Below are 20,842 nucleotides of genomic sequence, written 5' to 3' on the forward strand. Positions count from 1 at the left end.
TGCGTAGTGCGAACTTTGGTCGGTTCAGCACGGCAACCTACGCTCGTTCTCTTTTACACCGCATCTCGGACGCGACCGTGTCACCGCCGTCGACCCCGAGCGCCAGGTCGTCGCCGTGGCCGACGCCGTACGGAACTGGCTGGAGTTCGGACTCAGTGGCCGAGGATCCGCGACGGTGGACAAGTGCTCGATCCTCGCGAACAAGCACATCATCCCTGGCTTGGGTGCGCGGAAGCTCGTCGACCTCACCGCGGATGACATTGACCGCTGGCTGGCCGACAAGGCGAAAGAGCTGAGCACGCGGACTCTTCGCGAGCTGCGCTCGATCCTTGTCCGGTCCATCTCCCGCGCACAGGCTCGCGACAAGGTGAAGCGGAACGTCGCGCTGCTCTGCGAGATCCCCAGGGGAAAGGAGGGACGTCCGTCCAAGTCGCTCACCCTCGACCAGGCGGAAGCCGTGCTCAAGGCGTCTGAGGGGACGGTGCTGCATGCCTACATCGTGCTCTCGCTGCTGCTCGGGGCTCGTACAGAGGAACTGCGAGCACTTGCCTGGTCACACGTCGACCTCGACGGCACTCCGCCCTCCATCATGGTCTGGCACTCGGTCCGAGAGGGCGGCGACACCAAGACCCGTAAGTCCCGGCGAACGCTGGCAATGCCGAGGCGCTGCGCCGACGCGCTCAAGTTCCACCGTGAGCGTCAGGAGGTGACCAAGCGGGCGGCCGGTGACGACTGCAGGACAACAGCCTCGTGTTCGCGTCCAAGGTCGGCACGGAGCTCGACGCGCACAACGTCCGGCGCTCGTTCCGGGCCGTACTCAAGAAGGCCAGCCTGAACGAGAAAGAGTGGACCTCCCGGGAGATGCGGCATAGCTTCGTCTCACTGCTGTCGGACTCCGGGGTCCCCCTGGAGAACATCTCCCGCCTGGTCGGCCACCGCAACACCACGGTCACCGAGACCGTCTACCGCAAACAGCTCCGCCCGATGCTCCTGGAGGGAGCTGAAGCAATGGACCGCCTCTTCGAGAATCGCCCAGAACAATAACGGGCGGTATAAGAGGGGACAACACATCACTACTGTTCAGAACCTCAGCGTAGATCTCCATCGGAGACTGGCAGCCACGGGTCTTCTGAAGCCATGCAGTTGTGAAGAAAAAGCTCCTTTAATGAGTATTTTCAGTGTTTAGTGCGATCTGCCATATGCGAGGCTTCATGATCTGAAAAGCAGACGCAACGGCTCGCTGTTCTCGGCCGTCGGTGGTCGGATGGCTCCGCCCGGCCGCCCCGAGATGTGATAGCCGATCGGAAAGGACGGTGCACGGTGCCCGATACGGGTCAGCGGGACACGGGTGATCCCAAGGCACTCAGCCACGACACGACCGAGCCGCATGCGAGTGCTTCCCCTGACCCCGGTCAGGCTGTCCCGATCGCCCGCCGACGCCTTGGGTGGATCGCCGCAGTGACGGCCTGCGTGGCGCTCGGCGCGCTCGTCGTGTCCGTTGCACTCTTCGCGATCTTCTGGCCTTCTACAGGACTGTTCGGCTATGACGATGTCGTCAACTTGGATGACACCATCGAGGCGGTGGCGGTCGGGCAGATCAACGGCCGACCGATCGCCGTCACCGACGACTATGACGGCACCATGCGGGTGTGGGACCTGACCACGTACAAACCCATCGGCGAGCCGATGACCGGCCGCACCGAAGCCGTCCAGGCGATGGCGATCAGCCAGGTCGACGGCCGACCGATCGCCGTCACCGGCGGCTACGACAACACCGTACGGGTGTGGGACCTGACCACACGCAAACCCATCGGCAAACCGATGACCGGCCACACCGCCATCATCCATGCGGTGGCGGTCGGGAAGATGAAAGGTCAGCCGGTCGCCGTCACCGGCGGCTACGACAACACCGTACGGATATGGGACCTGACCACACGCAAACCCATCGGCAAACCGATGACCGGCCACACCGACACCATCCATGCGGTGGCGATCAGCCAAGTCGACGGCCGACCGATCGCCGTCACCGGCGGCTACGACAACACCGTACGGATATGGGACCTGACCACACGCAAACCCATCGGCGAACCGATGACCGGCCACACCGACATCATCCATGCGGTGGCGGCCGGGCAGATGAAAGGTCAGCCGGTCGCCGTCACCGGCAGCCGAGACAACACCGTACGAGTGTGGGACCTGACCACACGCGAACCCATCGGCGAACCGATGACCGAGCACGCCAAGGATGACTTCACTCACACGCTCCGGGCGGTGGCGGTCGGACACGTGAACGGCCGACCGGTCGCCGTCACCAGCGACGACGGGCGAGTCTGGGATCTGACCACGCGCTTACCCAGCGGCGCGTTGACGACCGGCCACATCGAGGCCGTCCATGCGGTGGCGGTCGGGCAGGTCAACGACCGCCCGATCGCCCTCACCGGCGGCTACGACAAGATCGTGCGGGTGTGGGACCTGACCACGCATGAACTCCTCGGCGAACTGGCGAACCAGGAACCGACCCCATCGACCCCGTAGCCGCGGTCGGCCAGGTGAACGATCAACCGATCGCCCTCACCGACGGCTACGACAAGATCGTGCGGGTGTAGGACTTGAGTTCCTACACCTGACGAGGCGGCCGCCACACAGCTGAGCCGAAAACCTGACTCCGTTCGCTGCCTGGGCGGCGCCTCCCTGACCCATAGTCACTCAGTTGGTCACCCGGCAACGCAAAAGGCCACTCCCGATCTCTCGGAAGTGGCCTTTGACCTGGTGGAGATGAGGGGATTCGAACCCCTGACCCCTTCGATGCGAACGAAGTGCGCTACCGGACTGCGCTACATCCCCAAGACGTGGACTAGATTAGCAAACTTCCGGGGGCGCTCGCGCCATCCGGGGCGCGGGTCAGTCGCCGACCGCGCGCCGGGGCGTCTCCGCGTACTGGTCGAAGAGTTCGTCGCGGAGTGCGGCCAGGTCGATGATCTCGGCCACGGGGCGCTGGGCCTCCAGGAGGGCGGCACGGCGGCGGGCGCGCTTGGCACGTTCCGCGCGGGCCTGGGCGACGGCTCTGCGCCTCTCGGCGTCGATCTGGACCGTGACCCTGAGAATGGCCATATAGACGCCCAGGAGCACCACTGAGGGCGCCACGCCCCACCAGGGGATGATCTGGACGGCGGCCGTCACCACGGAGGCGAGCAGGAGCAGCACGCACCAGAATGTCAGCCGCCTGCGCTTGGCCACCTGCTTGCCCCGGCGGCGGAGTTCCGCGCGGCGGCGCTCGGCCGCGGCCCTGCCGGTCGCGGGCTTCCCGGCCGGGGGCCGGGCGGGCTGGACCTCGATCCCGGTCTCGGGCTCGGCCTGGGCGCCCACCGAGACTTCCTCGGCGCCGGGTGACGGAACGTCGTCTCCCAGCGGAGACGGCGAGGACGACGGGGACGACGGGGACGACTCGGCGGAGGGCACCGGCAGGGGTTCGGCGAGGGTCTCGGCGGAGTCCTCGTCGATCACCCGCTCGTCGTAGGCGTACGGCTCGGTGTCCTTGTGATCCTCGGTGAGGGTGTTGCGGTCGCGGTGCAGCCACATGGGCACCAGCACGCACAGCCACATGACGACAATGGCCAGATAGAGAACGACACCGCTGCTCACGGCCACCTCCGGGCAGCATGAAGACGCGCGTGGTCTCCCGGCGTCCTCAATCTGCTCATGTCACGCACCGTAAGACCGCGTGTCACTATTTGACGAGCATTCGATGCGGTGTGTCGCGAGATCTTCAAACCTCTTCATGCGGAGTGCCGCCATGTGCGGCCGCCTCACGGGCCCGCCGCCACCGCACGAGCAGCCCTCTCGGCGCGTCTTCGACCGTGAGGGCGTAGCAGATGTGGTCGCGCCAGGCACCGTCGATGTGTAGATGCCTGCGTCTGATCCCCTCTTCCCGAAAACCTAGCTTTTCAACCACTCTGCGGCTCGCGTGATTTTCCGGCCGGATATTGGCCTCGACGCGGTGCAGCCCGGTGGTGAAGAAGCAGTGGTCGACAGCCATGGCGACCGCGGTGGGCGTGATCCCGCGACCGGCCAGCGCGCCGTCCACCCAGTAGCCGATCTGGGCCGACCTGGCGGAGCCCCAGACGATGGCGCCCACGGTGAGCTGCCCGGCGAAGGCGCCCTCGTAGGTGACGACCCACGGCAGGGCGAGACCCTGCCTGGCCTCCCTGCGGAGGGTTCCGGCCATGGAGATGTAGGGACCGAGGCCGGTCTTGAAGAGGGGGGTTTCGGGGTTGCTCGGCTCCCAGGGACGGAGCCAGTTCGCGTTACGCAGCCGCGATTCCCGCCAGACGCGTACGTCCCGCAGCCGCAGCGGCCGAAGTCCTACCGGGCCTTCCGTCAGGGTCACCGGCCAGCCACGAAGTCGATCCACGCCCTCCATCATCCCCCCAAGAAGGCCCACCGTGCCATGGAAGCAGGGGAGGTGGATCAGCGGGGGTGATCTCCTCCCCGGATCTGGTCCACGGCGTGCCTGAGCACCGGGGACAGCACGCCCATGCCGTCGCGTACCCCTCCCGAGGAACCCGGCAGGTTGACGATCAACGTGTCACCGGCCTGTCCGGCGAGCCCGCGGGACAGGATCGAGGTGGGCACCCTGTCCCGGTTGACGTGGCGGATGGCCTCGGCGATGCCCGGAACCTCCCTGTCGATCACCCGCCGGGTCATCTCCGGGGTGAGGTCCGCCGGGGTCAGACCGGTGCCACCGGTGGTGACGATCACGTCGTACCCCTCGGCGACCCCGGACCGCAGCGCCGCCTCGACCGGATCTCCGTCGGGGACCACCTTGGGACCGTCCACGTCGCACCCGGCCGCCGCGAGCAGCTCGGCCAGCAGCTTCCCCGAGGTGTCCTCGTACGTCCCGGCGGCGGCCCGGTTGGAGGCGGTGATCACCAGAGCTCTCATGGGATCATCCTCCCAGCCTCCTGGCGATCCGGCGTCTTCGGGATCCGGCGTTCGTCGCGAAAGGACCCCACCTCAGGGGCGGGTCCAGATCCCCGTCTTGCCGCCGGTCTTCTCCTCGACGCGGACGTCGGTGATCACGGCCGCCGGATCGACCGCCTTGACCATGTCGATCAGGGCGAGCGCGGCGACCGAGACCGCGGTCAGCGCCTCCATCTCGACGCCGGTACGGTCGGCGGTCTTGACCCGTGCCGTGATCTCCACCCCGTCGTCGGCCACGGTGAGCTCGACCTTGACCCCGTGCAGTGCGATGGGGTGGCAGAGCGGGATCAGGTCGGGGGTCCGCTTGGCGCCCATGATCCCGGCGATCCGCGCGGTGCCGATCGCGTCGCCCTTGGGCACCTCCCCCGACCGCAGCAGCGCCACGGCCTCGGCGGACAGCAGCACCCTGCCGGTGGCGGTCGCCGTACGAAGGGAGACGTCCTTGGCCGAGACGTCCACCATGCGCGCCGCGCCGGTCTCGTCGATGTGGGTGAATCCGGTCGCTTCGCTGTGGTCCCGATCGTTCACAGGGGGATGACCTCCACGTTCGTACCCTCGGGAAGCTCGGTGACGTCCTCGGGCACCACGATCAGGGCGTTGGCCGCGGCCAGGGCGGCGAGCTGGTGGGAACCCTGCCTGCGCACCGGGCCGACGGTACCGCCGGGGCCGAGCACGCCGCGCAGGTAGGAGCGTTTGCCCGCGGGCGAGCGGAGCGGGCCCGTGGTGACCGCCCGCACGGTCGGTGTGGGCTCCTCGGGCAGGCCTCGCATCTTGCGCAGCGCGGGCCGGACGAACAGGACGAACGACACGAACGACGAGACCGGGTTGCCGGGCAACGCGAAGATCGGCACCTGGTCCTCGCCGACCACGCCGAAGCCCTGGGGCATGCCCGGCTGCATGGCGACCCGCTCGAAAAGGACCGTGCCGAGCGGGCCGAGAGCCTCCTTGACCGGCTCGTACGCGCCCATCGAGACGCCACCGCTGGTGATCACGAGGTCGGCCCGCAGGAGCTGGGCGTCGAGCTGGTCGAGGAGTCCCGCGGCGTCGTCGCCGACGATCCCCGCACGGTAGCCCTCGCCACCCGCCTCACGGACGGCGGCGACCAGGGCGAAGCTGTTGGACTCCCAGATCTGGCCGGCCCCCAGGGGCAGGCCGGGCTCGACCAGCTCGGCTCCCGTGGATATCACGACCACCCGCGGGAGGGGTCGTACGAGAACCCGGCGGCGGCCGATACCCGCCAGCACTCCGAGCTGCGCGGGCCCGATCAGGGTGCCCACGGGCAGGACGACGTCGCCCGCCCGCACGTCCTCCCCCGACCTGCGGATGGCGTGCCCCTCCGGTGCCGAGCGGCCGATCACGACCTGCGCGGTGCCGCCGTCGGTCCACTCGACCGGGATCACGGCGTCGGCCCCGGCGGGCAGCGGCGCCCCGGTCATGATCCGCATGGTCATACCGGGACCGATGGCCTGCAGACGGCCGTCTCCGGCCGCGATGTCGTCGATCACCGGGAGCGTCACCGGGGCGCCCGCGACGTCCTCGGCCCGCACGGCGTAGCCGTCCATCGCGGAGTTGTCGAAGGGAGGCAGCGCGACCGGAGCCGTGACCTCCTCGGCCAGCGTGGTGCCCAGCGCCCGTTCCAGCTCCAGCTCCAACGGGGCGAGCACCCGCACGGTACGCAGGATGTCGGAAAGGTGGTCGTCGACCGATTTCATGGAGCTCATCGCGAGGCCAGGAACTCCTTGAGCCAGGGCATGAACTCAGGCGCCAGGTCGGGACGCTCGGCGGCGAACTGCACCACCGTACGCAGGTAGTCGAGCTTGTTGCCGGTGTCGTAGCGGCGGCCCCTGAACAGCACCCCGTGCACGGGTCCGCCCTGGTCGCCGCCACGCCCGGCGAGGGTTCGGAGGGCGTCGGTGAGCTGGATCTCGTTGCCGCGTCCCGGCGGGGTGTTCTCCAGGACCTCGAAGACGGCCGGGTCGATCACGTACCGGCCGATGATGGCCCAGTTGGACGGGGCCTCGTCCGCGGGGGGCTTCTCCACGAGGTCGGTCACCCTGACCACGTCGTCCTCGGCGGTGGGCTCGATGGCGGCGCAGCCGTACAGGGAGACCTGCTCCTTGGGAACCTCCATCAGCGCGATGACGCTGCCGCCGTGCGTGCCGCGCACCTCGATCATGCGCTTGAGAAGCTCGTCACGGTGGTCGATGAGGTCGTCGCCGAGCAGGCAGGCGAAGGGGTGGTCGCCCACGTGCTGCTTGGCGCACAGGACCGCGTGGCCGAGGCCGCGCGGCTTGCCCTGCCGTACGTAGTGGAGGATGGCCAGGTCGGCGGGCTCCCGCACCTGGGAGAGGCGCTCGTCGTCGCCCTTGGCCTCCAGGATTTCCTCGAGTTCGAGGGCGCGGTCGAAGTGGTCCTCTATGGAGCGCTTGTTCTTCCCCGTGACCATGAGGACATCGAGCAGTCCGGCGGAGACGGCCTCCTCGACGACATACTGGATCGCGGGCTTGTCGACGATCGGCAACATCTCCTTGGGGGTCGCCTTGGTCGCCGGAAGAAAACGGGTGCCCAGACCCGCTGCGGGAACGACGGCTTTCGTCACAGCTTCGAAGTCGGCCATAACCGAAACCATAGTGGAGGGATCTGTGGACAAGCTGACGCTGCGTTCCACGATCGAGGCGGCACGCGCCTCGATCCCCGGCGAGAAGCGGCATGCGGCTTCCGTCCAGATCAGGGAATTCCTGCTGGACCGGCCCTGGGTCCAGATGGCCGGGCTGGTCGCGTGCTACTGGTCGACCGGGACGGAACCGGCCACCCACGGCCTGGTCTTCGCCCTGTGGAAACACGGCGCGACCGTGATCCTGCCCGTGCTCCGCGACGACGACGATCTCGACTGGGCGGTGTACGACGGCCCCGACACCCTCGCCCCCGGCCGTTTCGGGATCATGGAACCGGTCGACACCCGGCGCGGGGTCGACGCCGTCAGAACCGCCGCCCTGGTGATCGTGCCCGCGCTGGCGGTGGACAGATCCACCGGGGTACGGCTGGGCCGCGGCGGCGGCTCCTACGACCGGGCGCTGGCGAGGGTCGGCCCGAACGTGCCGACGGTGGCGTTGCTCCACGAGGGCGAGCTGCTCGACGGCGTGCCCGCCGAGCCTCATGACCAGGCGGTCCGCTACGCGGCGACCCCCGGGGGAATCTTCAAGACCACCACTGCGGAGATGTGACCGACCGGCGGAATCGCCGCCGGATACGGGGCTGAAGAGGTCAGGACCGTGACAGGGGGCACGCACCACCCGTGCGTGGCGGTCCTTTCGAATGCGACACAATGGTCCCCGGAGTCAGAGAGGGGACCAGATGGGACCGGACGTCTGGCTGCTTCTCGGTGCCGGAATCGTCATCGCGGCCATCGTCGCGGTGCGTGTCGTCCATCGGAGCGGGCTGCCCAGCCTTCTGATCTTCCTGGGCTTCGGGTTGATCGTCGGCGAGTCCGGGTTCGGGCTGCAGTTCGAGAACCCGCAGCTCGCACAGGAGATAGGCCTGATCGCGCTGGCGATCATCCTGGCCGAGGGCGGTCTCACCACCACCTGGAGCCACGTCAAGGGAGCCATTCCCACCGCCCTGGTGCTCGCCACCGTCGGCGTGGGGGTGAGCATCGTGGCCGTCGCGGTCCCGGTGCACCTGATCCTCGGCATGGACTGGCGGACCGCGCTCCTGCTCGGCGCGATCCTCGCCTCCACCGACGCCGCCGCCGTCTTCTCCGTACTGCGCCGCCTGCCCCTGCCCTCGCGCCTCGCGGGCGTCCTGGAGGCCGAGTCGGGTCTCAACGACGCGCCCACGGTGATCGCCGTCATGCTGCTGAGCGCCGCCACCTCGACCAGCCTGGGGGTGGCACTGTTCGAGGTGTTCTTCGAACTGGTGGTGGGCGCGGCCGTCGGCCTGGCGGTCGCCCCGCTCGGCGCGTACGCGCTGCGCCGCATCGCGCTGCCCGTCTCCGGCCTGTACCCCATCGCGGTGCTCGCGCTCGCGTTCGTCGCCTATGCGGGAGCCATGCTGCTGCACGGCAGCGGCTTCCTCGCGATCTATCTCGCGGCGCTGGTCATGGGCAACTCCCGGATGCCGCACCGCGCGGCCTCGCGAGGTTTCGCCGAGGGCGTGGCCTGGCTGGCGCAGATCGGCCTGTTCGTCATGCTCGGGATGCTGGCCAGCCCCTCGGAGATGCCGGCCGCGATCGTGCCCGGCCTGGTGGCCGGGCTGATCCTGGTCGCGGTGGCCCGACCTCTGTCGATCATCGTTTCGGCGCTGCTGACCCGGCTGACGCGCATCGACCGGCTGGGCTGGCGGGAGCAGGCCTTCCTGTCGTGGGCCGGACTGCGCGGCGCGGTGCCCATCGTGCTCGCGACCATCCCCTGGGCGGCCACCTCCGTTCCGGACGGCACCGCCAAGTTCGTGTTCAACGAGGTCTTCGTGATCGTCATCGTCTACACCCTGCTGCAGGGGCCGACGCTGCCGTTCGTGGCGAAACTCCTCAAGCTGACCACGCCGGACGAGGCCCGCGACCTGGAGGTCGAGTCGGCGCCGCTGGAGGAGCTCAACGCCGATCTGCTCCAGGTCAAGGTGCCGCCGACGTCCAAACTGCACGGTGTGGAGATCTTCGAGCTGCGGCTGCCCACGGACGCCCAGGTGACGTTGATCGTCAGGGACGGCCGGACGTTCGTCCCCACCGACTCCACGAGAATCAGGGTCGACGATCAGCTCCTGGTCGTGACCACGGCCTCCTGCCGTGACACGGTCGAGCGCCGGATGCGCGCGATCAGCCGCAAGGGTAAGCTCGCCGGCTGGTTCGGTGAGCTGGGCACCTGATCGGGATCCGATGGCCCTGACCAGGACCAGGCTCAGTGGCCCATGACCGTAACCAGGCCCGATGGCCCCGACCGGAACCAGGTGGCACCTGACCTGGGCTCGGCGGTACCTGATCCGGGTCCGGCCACATCCGATCGGAATCCGGCTACGGAATGCGAGGACTCCCACTCGCGTTTAAGCTTGTCAGCCGCATACCATTAGCAGTCGCGTCACTAGAGTGCCAATCGGCGCGGATCACACGAGGAGGAGAGCGTGCCCACCTACCAGTACGCCTGCACTGCCTGTAACAACCAGTTCGAAATCGTCCAGAAGTTCTCCGACGATGCTCTCACCGAGTGCCCGAGCTGCGCTGGCGACCTGCGTAAGGTGTTCTCCGCGGTCGGGATCGTCTTCAAGGGCTCCGGTTTCTACCGGACCGACAGCCGGTCCTCGTCGTCGAGCACGGTGAGCTCCGCGAACGGCTCGTCGAGCTCCTCAAGCTCCTCAAGCTCCTCAAGCTCCTCGGACTCCTCCGGTTCGTCCTCGTCGAAGTCGTCTGACTCGTCGAGCTCGTCCGGTTCGTCCTCGTCGGGTTCCTCGTCCTCGTCGGATTCCAAGCCGGCGAAGACCGCGAGCAGCCCGGCCGCCGCGGCCTCCTGAGCCGCGGACCCCCTTTCGCCCTCTTCCCCCTCGCCCCCGAACCCCGCTCTTCAACCGGCCGTTCATGGGCGGCCACCTGGTCGGCCGCCCCGGGCCGCGGCCTACCGCCCCGCCCTTCCACCGGCCAAGGCGGGGTTGACGAGCCTTTCCGCCTGTCGCGCCGGTATCGCCGGACAGGCCGCGGCCTCCTGCCGACGTCCCTCCGGGCCGCCGAGGGCGACCGGGCGATTACCCGGGGAACAGGGTTATCCACAGGCCGTCACCGGGGCTCCTCAGGGACCGGTCCGTGGCGCTAATCTCACCTTCATGGTCACTCGCGCGGACATCGGGGTCATCGGCGGCTCGGGGTTTTACTCCCTGCTCGACGACGCCACAGAGGTCGAGATCACCACACCGTACGGCCCGCCAAGCGACGTCGTCACCGTCGGCAGGATCGGAGAGCGCTCGGTCGCCTTCGTGCCCCGCCACGGCCGCGACCACCGCTTCCCACCACACCGCATCCCCTACCGGGCGAACCTGTGGGCACTGCGCTCCCTCGGCGTCCGCCAGGTCCTGGCCCCCAGCGCGGTCGGCTCCCTGCGCGCCGAGATCGGCCCCGGCGCCCTGGTCGTCCCCGACCAGATCATCGACCGCACCTCCGGCCGGGTGCAGACCTACTACGACGCGGACGGTGTCGTCCACGTCGCCTTCGCCGACCCCTACTGCCCCTCGGGCCGCGCGGCGGCCGTCTCCACCGCACGCTCCTCCGACTGGGAGGTGGCCGACGGCGGCACCCTCGTGGTCATCGAGGGCCCGCGCTTCTCCAGCCGCGCCGAGTCCCGCTGGTTCAGCGGCAACGGCTGGTCGATCGTCGGCATGACAGGCTTCCCCGAGGCCGTCCTCGCCCGCGAGCTGGCCCTCTGCTACACCACGATCTCCCTCGTCACCGACCACGACGCCGGGGTCGAGGCGGGCGAGGGGGTCACCCACGACGAGGTCCTCGCCTTCTTCGCCACCAATGTCAGCCGCATGCGCTCCCTCGTCGGCGACGTCGTCGCCGCACTCCCCGAAGAACGCACCTGCCCCTGCCCGAACGTCCTGGACGGCCTCAAGCTCCCCTTCGACCTCCCCGGCTGAGCTCCCGAGGTGATCGAGTCGCGGTGACCCCAGGCATCACCACCGGGTGGGTCACCCGATGAGAAAAGCAGAATCTCGCTCCCCCTCCACGCCACCCGGATCCGTCGAGAATCGCCCCGCCACCCGGCGGGGCGTCTCACCCATCACGGGCACCGCGCCGCCACCCGGCGGAGCGCCTTATCCACTACGGGCACCGCGCCGCCACTCAGCGGAGCGGCCTTATCCATCACGGGCACCACACCGCCCTTCGGCGGGGCACCACATCCACCACGGGCACCGCGCCGCCCGACTCCCACCCCTGGAGTCAGTCATGCGCGCTCTGCGCCGCTTCCTCGGCCGCCGTCACCGTCTCATCGCCACCGCCGTCGCCGCCCTGGCGATGGGATGCGCCGTGCTGGCGCTGCGCCCGGACACCGCCTCGGTGACCGTCCTGATCGCCGCCAGGGATCTTCCCGGAGGCGTGCTGGAGCCGGCCGACCTGACACCGGCTCCGCTGAGACCCGGTACGGTCCCCGACGGCGCCCTGAGGCCCGGCACGCCGTACGCGGGAAAGATCTTGACGGGTCCCGCGCGACGCGGGGAACCGTTGACCGACGTCCGTCTGCTCGGCCCCGGTCTGCTCGCCGCCCACGGTCAGGGAACGGTCGCCACCCCCGTACGCGTCGCCGATCCCGAGACCGCGCGCCTGCTCTCGCCGGGTGACGTGGTGGACGTGCTCGCCGCCACCTCGACATGGGACGGCACCGCCCCGGCGACCACCGTGGCCGAGGACGTCACGGTCCTGGCCACCCCGGGCGGGGAGTCGGAGCGGGGCGCGCTCGTCGTGCTGGCCACCACGTCGGCCCAGGCGACCGAGCTTGCCTCCGCCCAGGCCGGCGGGCGGCTCTCCATCACGATCGGCCCTCGCGCGGGATGAGTCTCACGGCGGCTGATGAGGGCACCACTGCCAGGAGCCATGGAAGGCACGGCGGCCTGGCCGGGGAAGGTGTGGCCGCCGTACCCGCTCAGGGGCGATCGGTCCCGGTGAGCGCCCAGCGCCGGGTGATCGCGGTCATCTCGGCCTCGCGCATCTGGGTTTTCAGGCCCTCGACGGTCCGGTCGCAGAGCAGCAGCGGTTCGGGGGCGGGCCAGGTGGCGATGGCGTGGAAGAGGCGACTGCCGGTGCCGTACAGCACGGCCCATCCCGGCCAGGTGATCTGCAGCAGTGCCGCCTCGGCGCGGGCCTCGTGGTCCCAGGTGTAGTGGGGTACGGCGGCGGTGGCCAGGCCGTCGCGGTGACGCCCGCGAGCGGAGGCCCGCCTGATCGGAACGCGCCGGATCACGAGATCACCCGCCCGGCGGCCTGCTCCTGAGCCTCCCTGTCCTGCGCCTCCCTGGCGACGGTCTCCTGCCGGTCGGTCTTGGCCCTGAGAGCGTCGAGGGTGTCGGCGTCGACGGTCCGTTCGGCCCCGGCTTCGAACGCGACCGACGAGAAGGGCTCCTCGCGGCTGGCCCACAGCCGCCCGGCGTCACTGAGAATCAACCGCCATCCGGGGATGGCCGGTTCGGGTGTGCTGGATCTAACATCGTCCATTGATTGGACCTCCATCCGATCAAGGGCCCGTCCGGTCGTTGGTAGCGGTGGACGGGCCCGCTTTGTGAAGCGGGGAAGGACATGGAGGGGCGAACCGTACGGGCCGGGTGGCCGGTACGGAGACAGGGTGAGCGCCGCGAGGCACGGGGTGCGGGCGGTTGTTCGCCCGAGGTGGTGCCCGGCGTCCAGGGTCCGAAGTGGCGAGGTCGGGCGGGACGCGCAATGGCGCCCGGCGCCGGATGGCCAGAGTGGCCGGGTCGGGTGGGGCTCGCGATGACGCCCGGCGCCGAACTGAGGTGGCCGAGGCGGTCCGGGTGACCGGGGTAACCGGAGTGGCCGGGGTGGCCGGGTTGGAGCGGCTCCGAACGGGAGCGCCGGGCGACGACGGCAGCGCACCCGCCACGATGACGGCGCCGGTACGGTCTGAGCCCGCCGAGGAAGGCGCAGAACGGCCGCGAGTGGGACCTTCGCGGCCTGAGCCTGGATTCGGGCCTGAATTCGGTCCTGCTCCGCGGACCGCTGGGCGGGCACCGGGGAGATCACCTCAGCCGGGCGCGCGGGGGCGAGCGGCTCGAAGCAGGGCAGAGAGCGATCCCCGGTACGACGGGCCTCCAGACGGATCGCCATCAACGCGCCCGAGGGCTGTGCGTACTCATGCTCATGATCGGCGAGCTGATCGGGGCAACCGTGCGCGTAGGGGGCGTGCCCGCAGGCGGCACACCCCATCGGCAACGGCGGTACGTCGGCGAAACAGCCGCAGCCGCTCGCCATGGTCCGGCCGAGAACCGGAGCACTAGGGTTGTTCACGGGTCAGGACTCACTTCCTGATCAAGGGCTCGTCAACGGTGGCCCACACCGTTGACGAGCCCGTTTCACATCAAGGCTGCTTGCGACAACACGGAGCGCGAATCCGTCACCGTACGTTTGAATCTCGCTACCCTACGTGACAAGCATCATGATGGCGTGAGAATCTCACGCTGGCAATCCCATCGCACATATTTGTTGTGTTGAGCAGGAAGGGCCGGTTGAGCTGCGGCAAACTGGCCGCATGAAGTACTCCACGGTTCGCCTTCGCCGTCTGTCACGTGAGCTGCGCACCCTGCGTGCGACCACCGGCCTGACGACCGAGGCCGCCGCCGAGCAGCTTGGGTGGTCCAGATCGAAGCTCAACCGCTTCGAGACCGGCAAGATCGCTCCGGCGCCCGGGGATGTGGCGGCCATCTGCCACCTGTACTGCGTGGAGGCGGCGACCACCGAAGCCATGGTGCAGCTCACCCGTGAAGTCGCCCGGCGCGGCTGGTGGACGGCCTATTCGGATGTGTTCACCGGGTCGTACGTCGAGTTCGAGGCGGCTGCCAGAACGATCTGCCATTGGGCGCCGTTGGTGGTCCCCGGTCTGCTCCAGAGCGAGAACTACGCCCGGGAGATCATCAGAGCAGGTCATCCCGATCGGCCCGGCGTTGAACTGACGCGTCGCGTCGATGCCCGTATGCAGCGCAAGACCACCCTGCTCGGCGCTCATGCTCCGACGTTGCACCTCCTCATATCCGAAGGTGTCTTCCGCTACCCGGTGGGATCAGCCGACATCATGGCCCATCAGCTTGGCGACATCCTGGACGCTACAGACAAGCCGAACATCACCATCCAGGTCCTCCCACTGAAGGTCGGCGTTCATTGCGGTACGGAGGGGGCCTTCTCGGTACTGTCCTTCGACGACGATCCAGATCTGGGCTACGCCGAATGTCCGGCAGGCGAGGTGTACGTCGAAGACGGCGAGCAGGTCCGGCGACTTATGCTGACCTTCAAGCGCCTTATCGACGTATGCCTGTCCCCCAAGGAGTCCGCGGCATTCATCGCCGCGGCGAGGAGCGACCATGATCTCCCCTGATCTGTCCGGCGCCGAATTCCGCACGTCCACCCTCAGCGGACCCAACAACGATTGCGTCGAGGTGGCCACCAACCTGCCGGGGTTCATCGCCGTACGCGACAGCAAGGATCCGTCCGGCCCGATGCTGACCTTCTCCCCGACCGCCTGGAACGACTTCCTTGCAGGCATCCGCAACGGAGAGATCTGACCCGACACCGAGCACCGGCTTCGGGGACAGCGTCCACGAAGCCGTTTACAACAGGGAGCCGATCTTGGGGTCGTACTCCCAGTGCCAGGGCTCGAAGGGGCTGACGTAGGCCCACTGGGGGTGGATCCAGCCGAACTTCTTGCCGTTGGTCTCCAGCCAGTTGAACTCGGCCGAGCGGAAGCGCTCGACGCCCCCGCACAGGTCGACGGCGAGTCCCAGGCCGTGGTTGCTGCGGCCCGGGACCGCCGCCAGGCCGGGGCGGGTGTAATAGACCGACTGCTGCTCGGCCAGGCTCCGGTAGCTGTCGGTCACGCATATCGGCCTGCCGAACTGCCGCTTGTACGACTCGTTGAGGCTGATGAACGCGAGCGCGGCGTCACCCCGCAGCTGGTTGCCCCGCTGCTGGAGCGGGCAGAGGTAGGCCTGCGGGATGAGCCCGTTGGGAAACTCGCTCATCGAGGTCGCCCTGGTCGGGTCGCACCCGGCCGCCGGTCGCCCCTTCTTGTCGATCTTGACGCCCAGCTTCACCAGCGCCTTGGTCAGGGACTGCACGATCTTCTGCGAGCGCACCCTGAGCGTCTCGATCTCGGCGCCCATCTGCGCCTCCGCGAGGAGGTTGCCGGCCCGGAGTTCCTGCGCCTCACCCGCCAGGCGCTCCCGCTCCAGATGCAGGCGGCTGCTGTCCTCAAGGATCAGGTCGCGCTCGGCGACGATCTGGGTGACACCGGCCATCGCGCGCAGGGTGTCGGCGTCAGATTTACCGGACAGGAAACCGGCCACGTCCCCACCGGTCGGCTGCTGGTAGAGGAAGCCGACGAGGTTCGACAGCGGCTGCCGTACCTGGGCGAAGGCCCTCTCCGCCACCTGCAGCTCCCGCAGCTTGGTGGTGAGCTCCTTCTCCGAGGTGCGGATCTGGGTCCGCCGCTGCTCCAGCGCCTTGGTCGCGGCCTCGATATCCTTCGCGGCCTTCTCCGCCTCACGACGCAGTTCTGTGAGATTCACCGGCTCCGCGGCGACGACGGCCTGAACCTCCGCCGGCGCCCGCTGCGCGGCAGCGGCTCCCGGCAGGAAGGAAGTCATAGTCGCGACGACGGCGATCAGACCCGCTGATCGACGAGGTGGCACGTTCGACCCCTCCGTTTGCGAACTCGTGACCTGGGTCAGGCACGCACGCTACTACAGCTGACCAAGTGCACGGGCCAGACTCTCCACAGCCGTTATGCGCCGAACACCCCTTTTTGTGACTGGACAAGTCAGACTTCTTGCCGCGCGTGCTCTTTGCAGACCTCCCAGAGCCAGGTCCCCTTCCACTCCGCCGAACACCCGTCGGGGGGCTCAGGTGGTGCGAGTGGCGGCGTCCGCTCCCCCTGAGACTCAGGTGCCACAGGGGGTGGCAATGCCACCTTCCGTGGCCCTCTGGGGCCTTGCGGATGGGTCTCTATGGGAACGACCACATCCGTCTCACCCACACCATCCGTCCCGTTCGTCTCATGGGCATCATCCAGCCGGCCTGGCGTACTCGGGTCTTCCCCCGAAGGACGCATTCCCGATTTCGCCGCGACGGGCACCCATCCCCCGTACACCCGCTCCGGCCGCAACGGCGGGGGCACCAGTCTCGGCTCGAACATCCGGCTCCGCACGGGCCCGACCATGACCGGGACCACGGCCACCGCATCCCCCGGCGGCTCCTCGTCCGGCGACCTCGCGAATCCCCCGACCCCCAGCCGGGACGCCGAACCGGTCCAGGCTCCCCCACCCCCCTGGAATCCTCGCCGCTCCCCACCCCCCGCCCAGAGGCCTCCGTCTTCGTGACGCGGCTCGGCCTCCCCGGGTCTCCCGGCTTCCTCCGCCTCCTCCGCCTCTGTCTCCTCGGCGGTTTCCCCGGCCTCTTCGGCTTTTCCGGGCCCTTCGGCCTTTCCAGATCCCTCGTGCTCCGCATCGGCGTCGGCCATCCGGACGGCCGCCTCATAGCCGGTGAGCTCGGCCACCAGTAACCCTCCGGCCAGAAGCGCGGGCGCCAGCATCGCACCACACAGCACCACCGGCCGCAGGGCGCGATGCCCGCGAATGCGCTTCCGTCGCCTGTCGATCACGGACCGTGACACTAACCTCGCCCACCACCGCACACCCGCCCACTTGCCGCCCTTTTACTCCAGGCCAGCGAACCGATAACCCATCGTCTGCCCCCAACTCCCCCTCCGAGCGCGCAACCACTCGCCACTTTCGCTACTCTTACTAGGAGCCCCTGCCTCCGTAGCTCAGGGGATAGAGCACCGCTCTCCTAAAGCGGGTGTCGCATGTTCGAATCATGCCGGGGGCACCATCTTGACCAGTGAAAACACCCAGCGACCTGGGCTTTCGCGCGCTCCCCTCCGCCAGCCGTATGCAGCTGGATGCCACTGTAGGCAGCCGCATGTCAGCGGTCGCGGAGCATGTACGTGATGATCTTGGGTGCGTTTCCGCAGCTCGTGTGGACACCACAGCCCTAAGAGCTTGACTGCTTCGTACGTCCTTCAGCGGCCTCTCGAAGCGTCTCTATGATCAGGTCCTTGTTGAGACGCCCGGTCTGTCGATCTACGTTGTTCCACGCCCGAGACGCTGTATGAGGGCACTTCAAAATCCGGACATCTGAGGGCGAAAGATCAGGGTTGACCTTCAGTGCACTTTGCCAGGCCCCCTGAGCGACCCTACCTAGAAGAACGATGACCTCTAGCTTGTCTAGATGGGAAAGGACCTCGCAGAGATATCGTGCGGAACGTTTGGTTTCCGTCCCGAGAGTGCGACGAACTCCGCTGATCATCGAAGGGTCTTTGACCCACCACGGGATGACATTCCAGTGAACTGACTCTGTGTAGCTGAGACCAGCTTCTCGGGCGGCATAAAAAGTGTTGTGCGCTGTGGGATCGTTGTTGTGCCGGCTGATGAATCCAGATCCCGTCGAAGCTGCCTCTGAGGGGTCTTGAAGAAGTAACAGGACACGGGAGTTCACGCCGCCCGATGAGGGGTCGAACCACGGCACCGACTCTGACTCGGCACTACAGATCCGCTCGACAAGCCTGTTGAGTGAACGGACATGTGGGTCGTAGATCGCACCACGCCGCGCTTCAAGGACACCAGGAAGATGCTGTGCGTCTAGGAGCACGCCAGCTTCCCAAGCAAGGTGATTCCGAATTGTCACAGGGCCATGCTGACAGTCGACCCGCCCTCTGAACAGAGCGAATAGACCCATAGTAAGAAGGCCCCGGCAAAAGCCAGGGCCTTCCAGTTCCTAGTGGCTCAGACGTCGAGCGCGTCAGATATTTGCCGGTTGGCTCGTGGTCGCTGTCCTTCGATGCACTTGGCGTAGACACGCAGAAGAACATCAACACCATGACCGGCGCGCTGCGCCACCTCGGTCGGCGGAACCCCAGCATTGAGCCAGAGGGAGACCGCGGCATGCCTCAGGTCGTACGGCCGAGCTGCCAGTGGTGAGGCCGCCTGCTCCGGAGTGAGCGCCAGTTCCCGCGCGATCCGCCAGACCCCTGAGTAGGCCGAGGCGGAGAACGGCCGCCCACCCGATGTGCGAAACAGCCTGCCGTCGCCGGCGAGGCCGTGCCTTTCGATGTGCTCGCGAAGGATCTGCACAAGGCGAGGAGGGATGGGAATCTCCCTGGTGTCGTCAACAGCCCGGTGCTTGAGTCCTCGCGAGTCGTGGCTCTCCCCCGAGTCGGTCCATCGCTTGTTTGCCTGAGGGCGCGCCCTCTCCAGAACGATCAATCCCCAGCCCTCGGTGGGAAGTTCACAGTTCTGTCGCCGCAGGCCCGCCGCCTCCTCCGGCCGGAGCGCCGCGTAGTACATGCAGGCGAACAGGGCTGCCAGGCGAGGACCCCGTGAGCGCCCTACCTGTGTCACCGCAGCCAGAAGCGCCCGAGCCTGAACCGGGTTGACGACTGTGCGAGGGTCGACCGAAGCAGCGGTTTTCGGCGGCTTCCACTTGACCAGTTTCAGCGGATTGGACGGGAGTTCTTTGAGCTCCACTGCCGTCTCCATCATGTGGTGGAAGACGCCTCGCTTGCGGCGGACCGCGTTGGCCGCCGCCGGCTTCCCGTCGAAGCGGAGCGCGATCGCATCAAGAGCCGCCCGGACGATGTTCGGCTCTTGCAGGTCGCCCAAAGGCCGGGAGGCGGACTCCAGCCAGCGAAGCGCAGCGATGTACTCCGCCGGCGGCTCCCCACGACGCTTGGCCGGGAGGAGGGCATAACTGCGAAGTACAGCCCTCAGTTCCTCGTCCATGGGCTTACCTGGCAGGTCCTTAACCAGTGCGGGTACCAGGGACATGAGCGCGTATGTCATGGTCTCGCGGGTCCTGGCAGCCGTATGGATCCACCGTGCCTCCATGTACGTCTGCGCGAAGGCGAGGAACGTCTTGCGGGGAGCGACCGCCTGGAGGGACGCGGGGAGTCCTGTGGCGATGTCGAAGGGTTCCCCGTTCCTCGCGGCCTGGCGAAGGTCGGAGAGGAAGTTCTCCGCCAGAGCTTTGGTCCGCAGGGTCTTGGACTTCTCCTTGCCGCCTACCTTCCAGCGCACCATGTAGGACGGTGACTTGCTGGAGGGATTGCGGCGGATGTCCCAGAGCTTCACGTCGTAACTGATGGTCACGCCGCCTCCCGCATGGAGTCGAGCCAGGCTACGAAGTCACTCCGCAAAACGCACAGGTCCCGGTTTGGAAGCTGTACGCACACGGGAGCCTTTCCGAGCTCACGCCAGCGATAGAAGGTCCGGCGCGAGATGCCCCCGAGTTCGGTGAGCACCAGTTCCAAAGGCATGAGGTCACCACGACGATTCATCCGGCATCACCACCGGGTCCTGGGAACGAAGGCAGAGGCCTTCCGGTCAGTGCGGCGAGGAGGAGTGCGTCGCCGATGGACAGCCCCTTGCCTGCGTACTCCCAGTGGGCGATCACGAGGACGGCGTCCTCGTCGAAGAGGGGCAGGCGTCCGGTAGTGATCTCTTCGGTACGGGCGAAGTCGCGGCGTTCGTCGCGGATGGAGCCGATGGTGATGGAGTAATGGCGCGAGCGGGTGGAGAAGTGGCCGCGGAAGCCCAGCATGTGGGACCAGTGGGCAAGGCGGAGGTCGGCCAGCTCGTCGAGGGCGCCCAGGCGCTGGCATTCGGCGATGAGGCGGCGAGGGTGGTCGCGGAGGTTGAAGGCGGTCAGGTCGTCGAGAGGGTTGATGCGCCGGTCGAGAGTGCCGACGCACTCAGCGGCTTTGGTGGCGTACTTGGCGATGTAGCCGGCCACGGCCTGGTCGGAGAGTTCGCCGTCCATGGTGATCTGGCGGACGTCGAGCTGTCGGCCCCAGCGCAGGACGCGCGCTGGTTCGTCGCCTGCCGCGGGAACGGTCACGGTCACCGCTCGGACTGCATGCTGCACGGCGTGCGTCAGCATCTCCGCCGTCGCCCAGGCCGGAGGCGGTGCGCCTGGTCCGTCCGGCCCGTCGAGGCGGATGACGGCGTGGAAGTGGACGACGCCGCGCTTCTGATACTCGGCGACTTTGGCGAAGGAGATCGTCAGGCGTTCGCGGAGCTCCCGCAGGGTCAGACCGGCCGTCTTGGCGAC

Annotated in this window: 22 protein-coding genes, 2 tRNA genes and 1 pseudogene; 11 read left to right on the forward strand and 14 right to left on the reverse strand. The window is 68.0% G+C overall.

What is annotated here, in order from left to right:
* Positions 1 to 115: 115 nt before the first annotated feature.
* The 3 genes from ACSDR0_RS44235 to ACSDR0_RS44245 all read left to right on the forward strand — a co-directional run bounded on the left by ACSDR0_RS44235 (position 116) and on the right by ACSDR0_RS44245 (position 2,535).
* Positions 116 to 835 (forward strand): site-specific integrase, encoded by a 720-nt coding sequence (locus ACSDR0_RS44235; protein ID WP_435294970.1) that lies wholly within the window; start codon positions 116 to 118, stop codon positions 833 to 835.
* Positions 751 to 1,044 (forward strand): tyrosine-type recombinase/integrase, encoded by a 294-nt coding sequence (locus ACSDR0_RS44240; protein WP_435294971.1) that lies wholly within the window; start codon positions 751 to 753, stop codon positions 1,042 to 1,044. Before ACSDR0_RS44235 ends, ACSDR0_RS44240 begins: the two co-directional genes overlap by 85 nt.
* Positions 1,045 to 1,320: 276 nt before the next feature.
* Positions 1,321 to 2,535 (forward strand): WD40 repeat domain-containing protein, encoded by a 1,215-nt coding sequence (locus ACSDR0_RS44245; RefSeq protein ID WP_435294972.1) that lies wholly within the window; start codon positions 1,321 to 1,323, stop codon positions 2,533 to 2,535.
* A gap of 232 nt (positions 2,536 to 2,767) precedes the next feature.
* Here ACSDR0_RS44245 and ACSDR0_RS44250 read toward each other — a convergent pair.
* The 7 genes from ACSDR0_RS44250 to galU all read right to left on the reverse strand — a co-directional run bounded on the left by ACSDR0_RS44250 (position 2,768) and on the right by galU (position 7,597).
* Positions 2,768 to 2,844: transfer RNA gene (locus ACSDR0_RS44250), tRNA-Ala, on the reverse strand.
* A gap of 57 nt (positions 2,845 to 2,901) precedes the next feature.
* Positions 2,902 to 3,642, reverse strand: coding sequence for a divisome protein SepX/GlpR (gene sepX / locus ACSDR0_RS44255; protein ID WP_435294973.1), 741 nt, complete (start codon positions 3,640 to 3,642; stop codon positions 2,902 to 2,904).
* A gap of 124 nt (positions 3,643 to 3,766) precedes the next feature.
* Positions 3,767 to 4,420: a GNAT family N-acetyltransferase gene (locus ACSDR0_RS44260; protein WP_435294989.1), complete on the reverse strand. Its 654-nt coding sequence runs from the start codon at positions 4,418 to 4,420 to the stop codon at positions 3,767 to 3,769.
* Between the two features lie 47 nt (positions 4,421 to 4,467).
* Positions 4,468 to 4,941 (reverse strand): MogA/MoaB family molybdenum cofactor biosynthesis protein, encoded by a 474-nt coding sequence (locus ACSDR0_RS44265; RefSeq protein WP_435294974.1) that lies wholly within the window; start codon positions 4,939 to 4,941, stop codon positions 4,468 to 4,470.
* Between the two features lie 72 nt (positions 4,942 to 5,013).
* On the reverse strand, positions 5,014 to 5,508 hold the full coding sequence (gene moaC / locus ACSDR0_RS44270; RefSeq protein ID WP_435294975.1) for a cyclic pyranopterin monophosphate synthase MoaC: 495 nt from the start codon (positions 5,506 to 5,508) through the stop codon (positions 5,014 to 5,016).
* Positions 5,505 to 6,692: a molybdotransferase-like divisome protein Glp gene (gene glp, locus ACSDR0_RS44275; protein ID WP_435294990.1), complete on the reverse strand. Its 1,188-nt coding sequence runs from the start codon at positions 6,690 to 6,692 to the stop codon at positions 5,505 to 5,507. Before glp ends, moaC begins: the two co-directional genes overlap by 4 nt.
* Before the next feature lie 5 nt (positions 6,693 to 6,697).
* Entirely contained in the window at positions 6,698 to 7,597 is a 900-nt protein-coding gene (galU, locus tag ACSDR0_RS44280; RefSeq protein ID WP_435294976.1) for a UTP--glucose-1-phosphate uridylyltransferase GalU, read from the reverse strand.
* 25 nt (positions 7,598 to 7,622) lie between these two features.
* Here galU and ACSDR0_RS44285 point away from each other — a divergent pair, with 25 nt between their 5' ends.
* The 3 genes and pseudogenes from ACSDR0_RS44285 to ACSDR0_RS44295 form a co-directional block, all read left to right on the forward strand.
* Positions 7,623 to 8,204, forward strand: coding sequence for a 5-formyltetrahydrofolate cyclo-ligase (locus ACSDR0_RS44285; protein ID WP_435294977.1), 582 nt, complete (start codon positions 7,623 to 7,625; stop codon positions 8,202 to 8,204).
* Positions 8,205 to 8,334: 130 nt separating this feature from the next.
* On the forward strand, positions 8,335 to 9,840 hold the full coding sequence (locus tag ACSDR0_RS44290; RefSeq protein WP_435294978.1) for a potassium/proton antiporter: 1,506 nt from the start codon (positions 8,335 to 8,337) through the stop codon (positions 9,838 to 9,840).
* Positions 9,841 to 10,092: 252 nt separating this feature from the next.
* Positions 10,093 to 10,233: pseudogene (locus ACSDR0_RS44295) on the forward strand (FmdB family zinc ribbon protein); the annotation flags it as partial.
* A gap of 14 nt (positions 10,234 to 10,247) precedes the next feature.
* Here ACSDR0_RS44295 and ACSDR0_RS44300 read toward each other — a convergent pair.
* On the reverse strand, positions 10,248 to 10,436 hold the full coding sequence (locus ACSDR0_RS44300) for a hypothetical protein (protein WP_435294991.1): 189 nt from the start codon (positions 10,434 to 10,436) through the stop codon (positions 10,248 to 10,250).
* A gap of 349 nt (positions 10,437 to 10,785) precedes the next feature.
* Here ACSDR0_RS44300 and ACSDR0_RS44305 point away from each other — a divergent pair, with 349 nt between their 5' ends.
* Together ACSDR0_RS44305 and ACSDR0_RS44310 are read left to right on the forward strand one after the other, a co-directional pair.
* Positions 10,786 to 11,595 carry an S-methyl-5'-thioadenosine phosphorylase gene (locus ACSDR0_RS44305; RefSeq protein ID WP_435294979.1) on the forward strand — a complete coding sequence of 270 codons (810 nt, stop codon included), beginning with the start codon at positions 10,786 to 10,788 and terminating at the stop codon, positions 11,593 to 11,595.
* A 310-nt stretch (positions 11,596 to 11,905) separates the two neighbouring features.
* Positions 11,906 to 12,511 (forward strand): RcpC/CpaB family pilus assembly protein, encoded by a 606-nt coding sequence (locus tag ACSDR0_RS44310; protein ID WP_435294980.1) that lies wholly within the window; start codon positions 11,906 to 11,908, stop codon positions 12,509 to 12,511.
* 88 nt (positions 12,512 to 12,599) lie between these two features.
* On the opposite strand, the gene ACSDR0_RS44315 is transcribed toward ACSDR0_RS44310, so the two are convergent.
* Positions 12,600 to 12,917 (reverse strand): hypothetical protein, encoded by a 318-nt coding sequence (locus ACSDR0_RS44315; RefSeq protein ID WP_435294981.1) that lies wholly within the window; start codon positions 12,915 to 12,917, stop codon positions 12,600 to 12,602.
* Positions 12,914 to 13,168: a hypothetical protein gene (locus ACSDR0_RS44320; protein WP_435294982.1), complete on the reverse strand. Its 255-nt coding sequence runs from the start codon at positions 13,166 to 13,168 to the stop codon at positions 12,914 to 12,916. Before ACSDR0_RS44320 ends, ACSDR0_RS44315 begins: the two co-directional genes overlap by 4 nt.
* Before the next feature lie 1,048 nt (positions 13,169 to 14,216).
* Between ACSDR0_RS44320 and ACSDR0_RS44325 the strand changes: the two genes are divergently transcribed.
* Entirely contained in the window at positions 14,217 to 15,056 is an 840-nt protein-coding gene (locus tag ACSDR0_RS44325) for a helix-turn-helix domain-containing protein (RefSeq protein ID WP_435294983.1), read from the forward strand.
* Positions 15,043 to 15,243: a DUF397 domain-containing protein gene (locus ACSDR0_RS44330; protein WP_435294984.1), complete on the forward strand. Its 201-nt coding sequence runs from the start codon at positions 15,043 to 15,045 to the stop codon at positions 15,241 to 15,243. The genes ACSDR0_RS44325 and ACSDR0_RS44330 overlap by 14 nt, the downstream gene beginning before the upstream one ends.
* A 45-nt stretch (positions 15,244 to 15,288) precedes the next feature.
* Here the strand turns inward: ACSDR0_RS44330 and ACSDR0_RS44335 are convergent, their stop codons facing one another.
* The gene (locus ACSDR0_RS44335; protein WP_435294985.1) at positions 15,289 to 16,323 is read right to left on the reverse strand and encodes a D-alanyl-D-alanine carboxypeptidase family protein; all 1,035 of its coding nucleotides are present in this window, start codon (positions 16,321 to 16,323) and stop codon (positions 15,289 to 15,291) included.
* 1,167 nt (positions 16,324 to 17,490) lie between these two features.
* On the opposite strand from ACSDR0_RS44335, the gene ACSDR0_RS44340 reads away from it, so the two are divergent.
* Positions 17,491 to 17,566 (forward strand) — tRNA-Arg (locus tag ACSDR0_RS44340).
* A gap of 162 nt (positions 17,567 to 17,728) precedes the next feature.
* On the opposite strand, the gene ACSDR0_RS44345 is transcribed toward ACSDR0_RS44340, so the two are convergent.
* The 3 genes from ACSDR0_RS44345 to ACSDR0_RS44355 all read right to left on the reverse strand — a co-directional run.
* Entirely contained in the window at positions 17,729 to 18,472 is a 744-nt protein-coding gene (locus ACSDR0_RS44345) for a uracil-DNA glycosylase (protein ID WP_435294986.1), read from the reverse strand.
* Positions 18,473 to 18,519: 47 nt separating this feature from the next.
* Positions 18,520 to 19,881 (reverse strand): tyrosine-type recombinase/integrase, encoded by a 1,362-nt coding sequence (locus tag ACSDR0_RS44350; protein WP_435294987.1) that lies wholly within the window; start codon positions 19,879 to 19,881, stop codon positions 18,520 to 18,522.
* 184 nt (positions 19,882 to 20,065) lie between these two features.
* On the reverse strand, positions 20,066 to 20,842 hold a 777-nt coding region (locus ACSDR0_RS44355; RefSeq protein WP_435294988.1), incomplete at its 5' end, for a replication initiator.

This window comes from Streptosporangium sp. G11 (assembly GCF_051192615.1).
Classification (GTDB): Bacteria; Actinomycetota; Actinomycetes; order Streptosporangiales; family Streptosporangiaceae; genus Streptosporangium.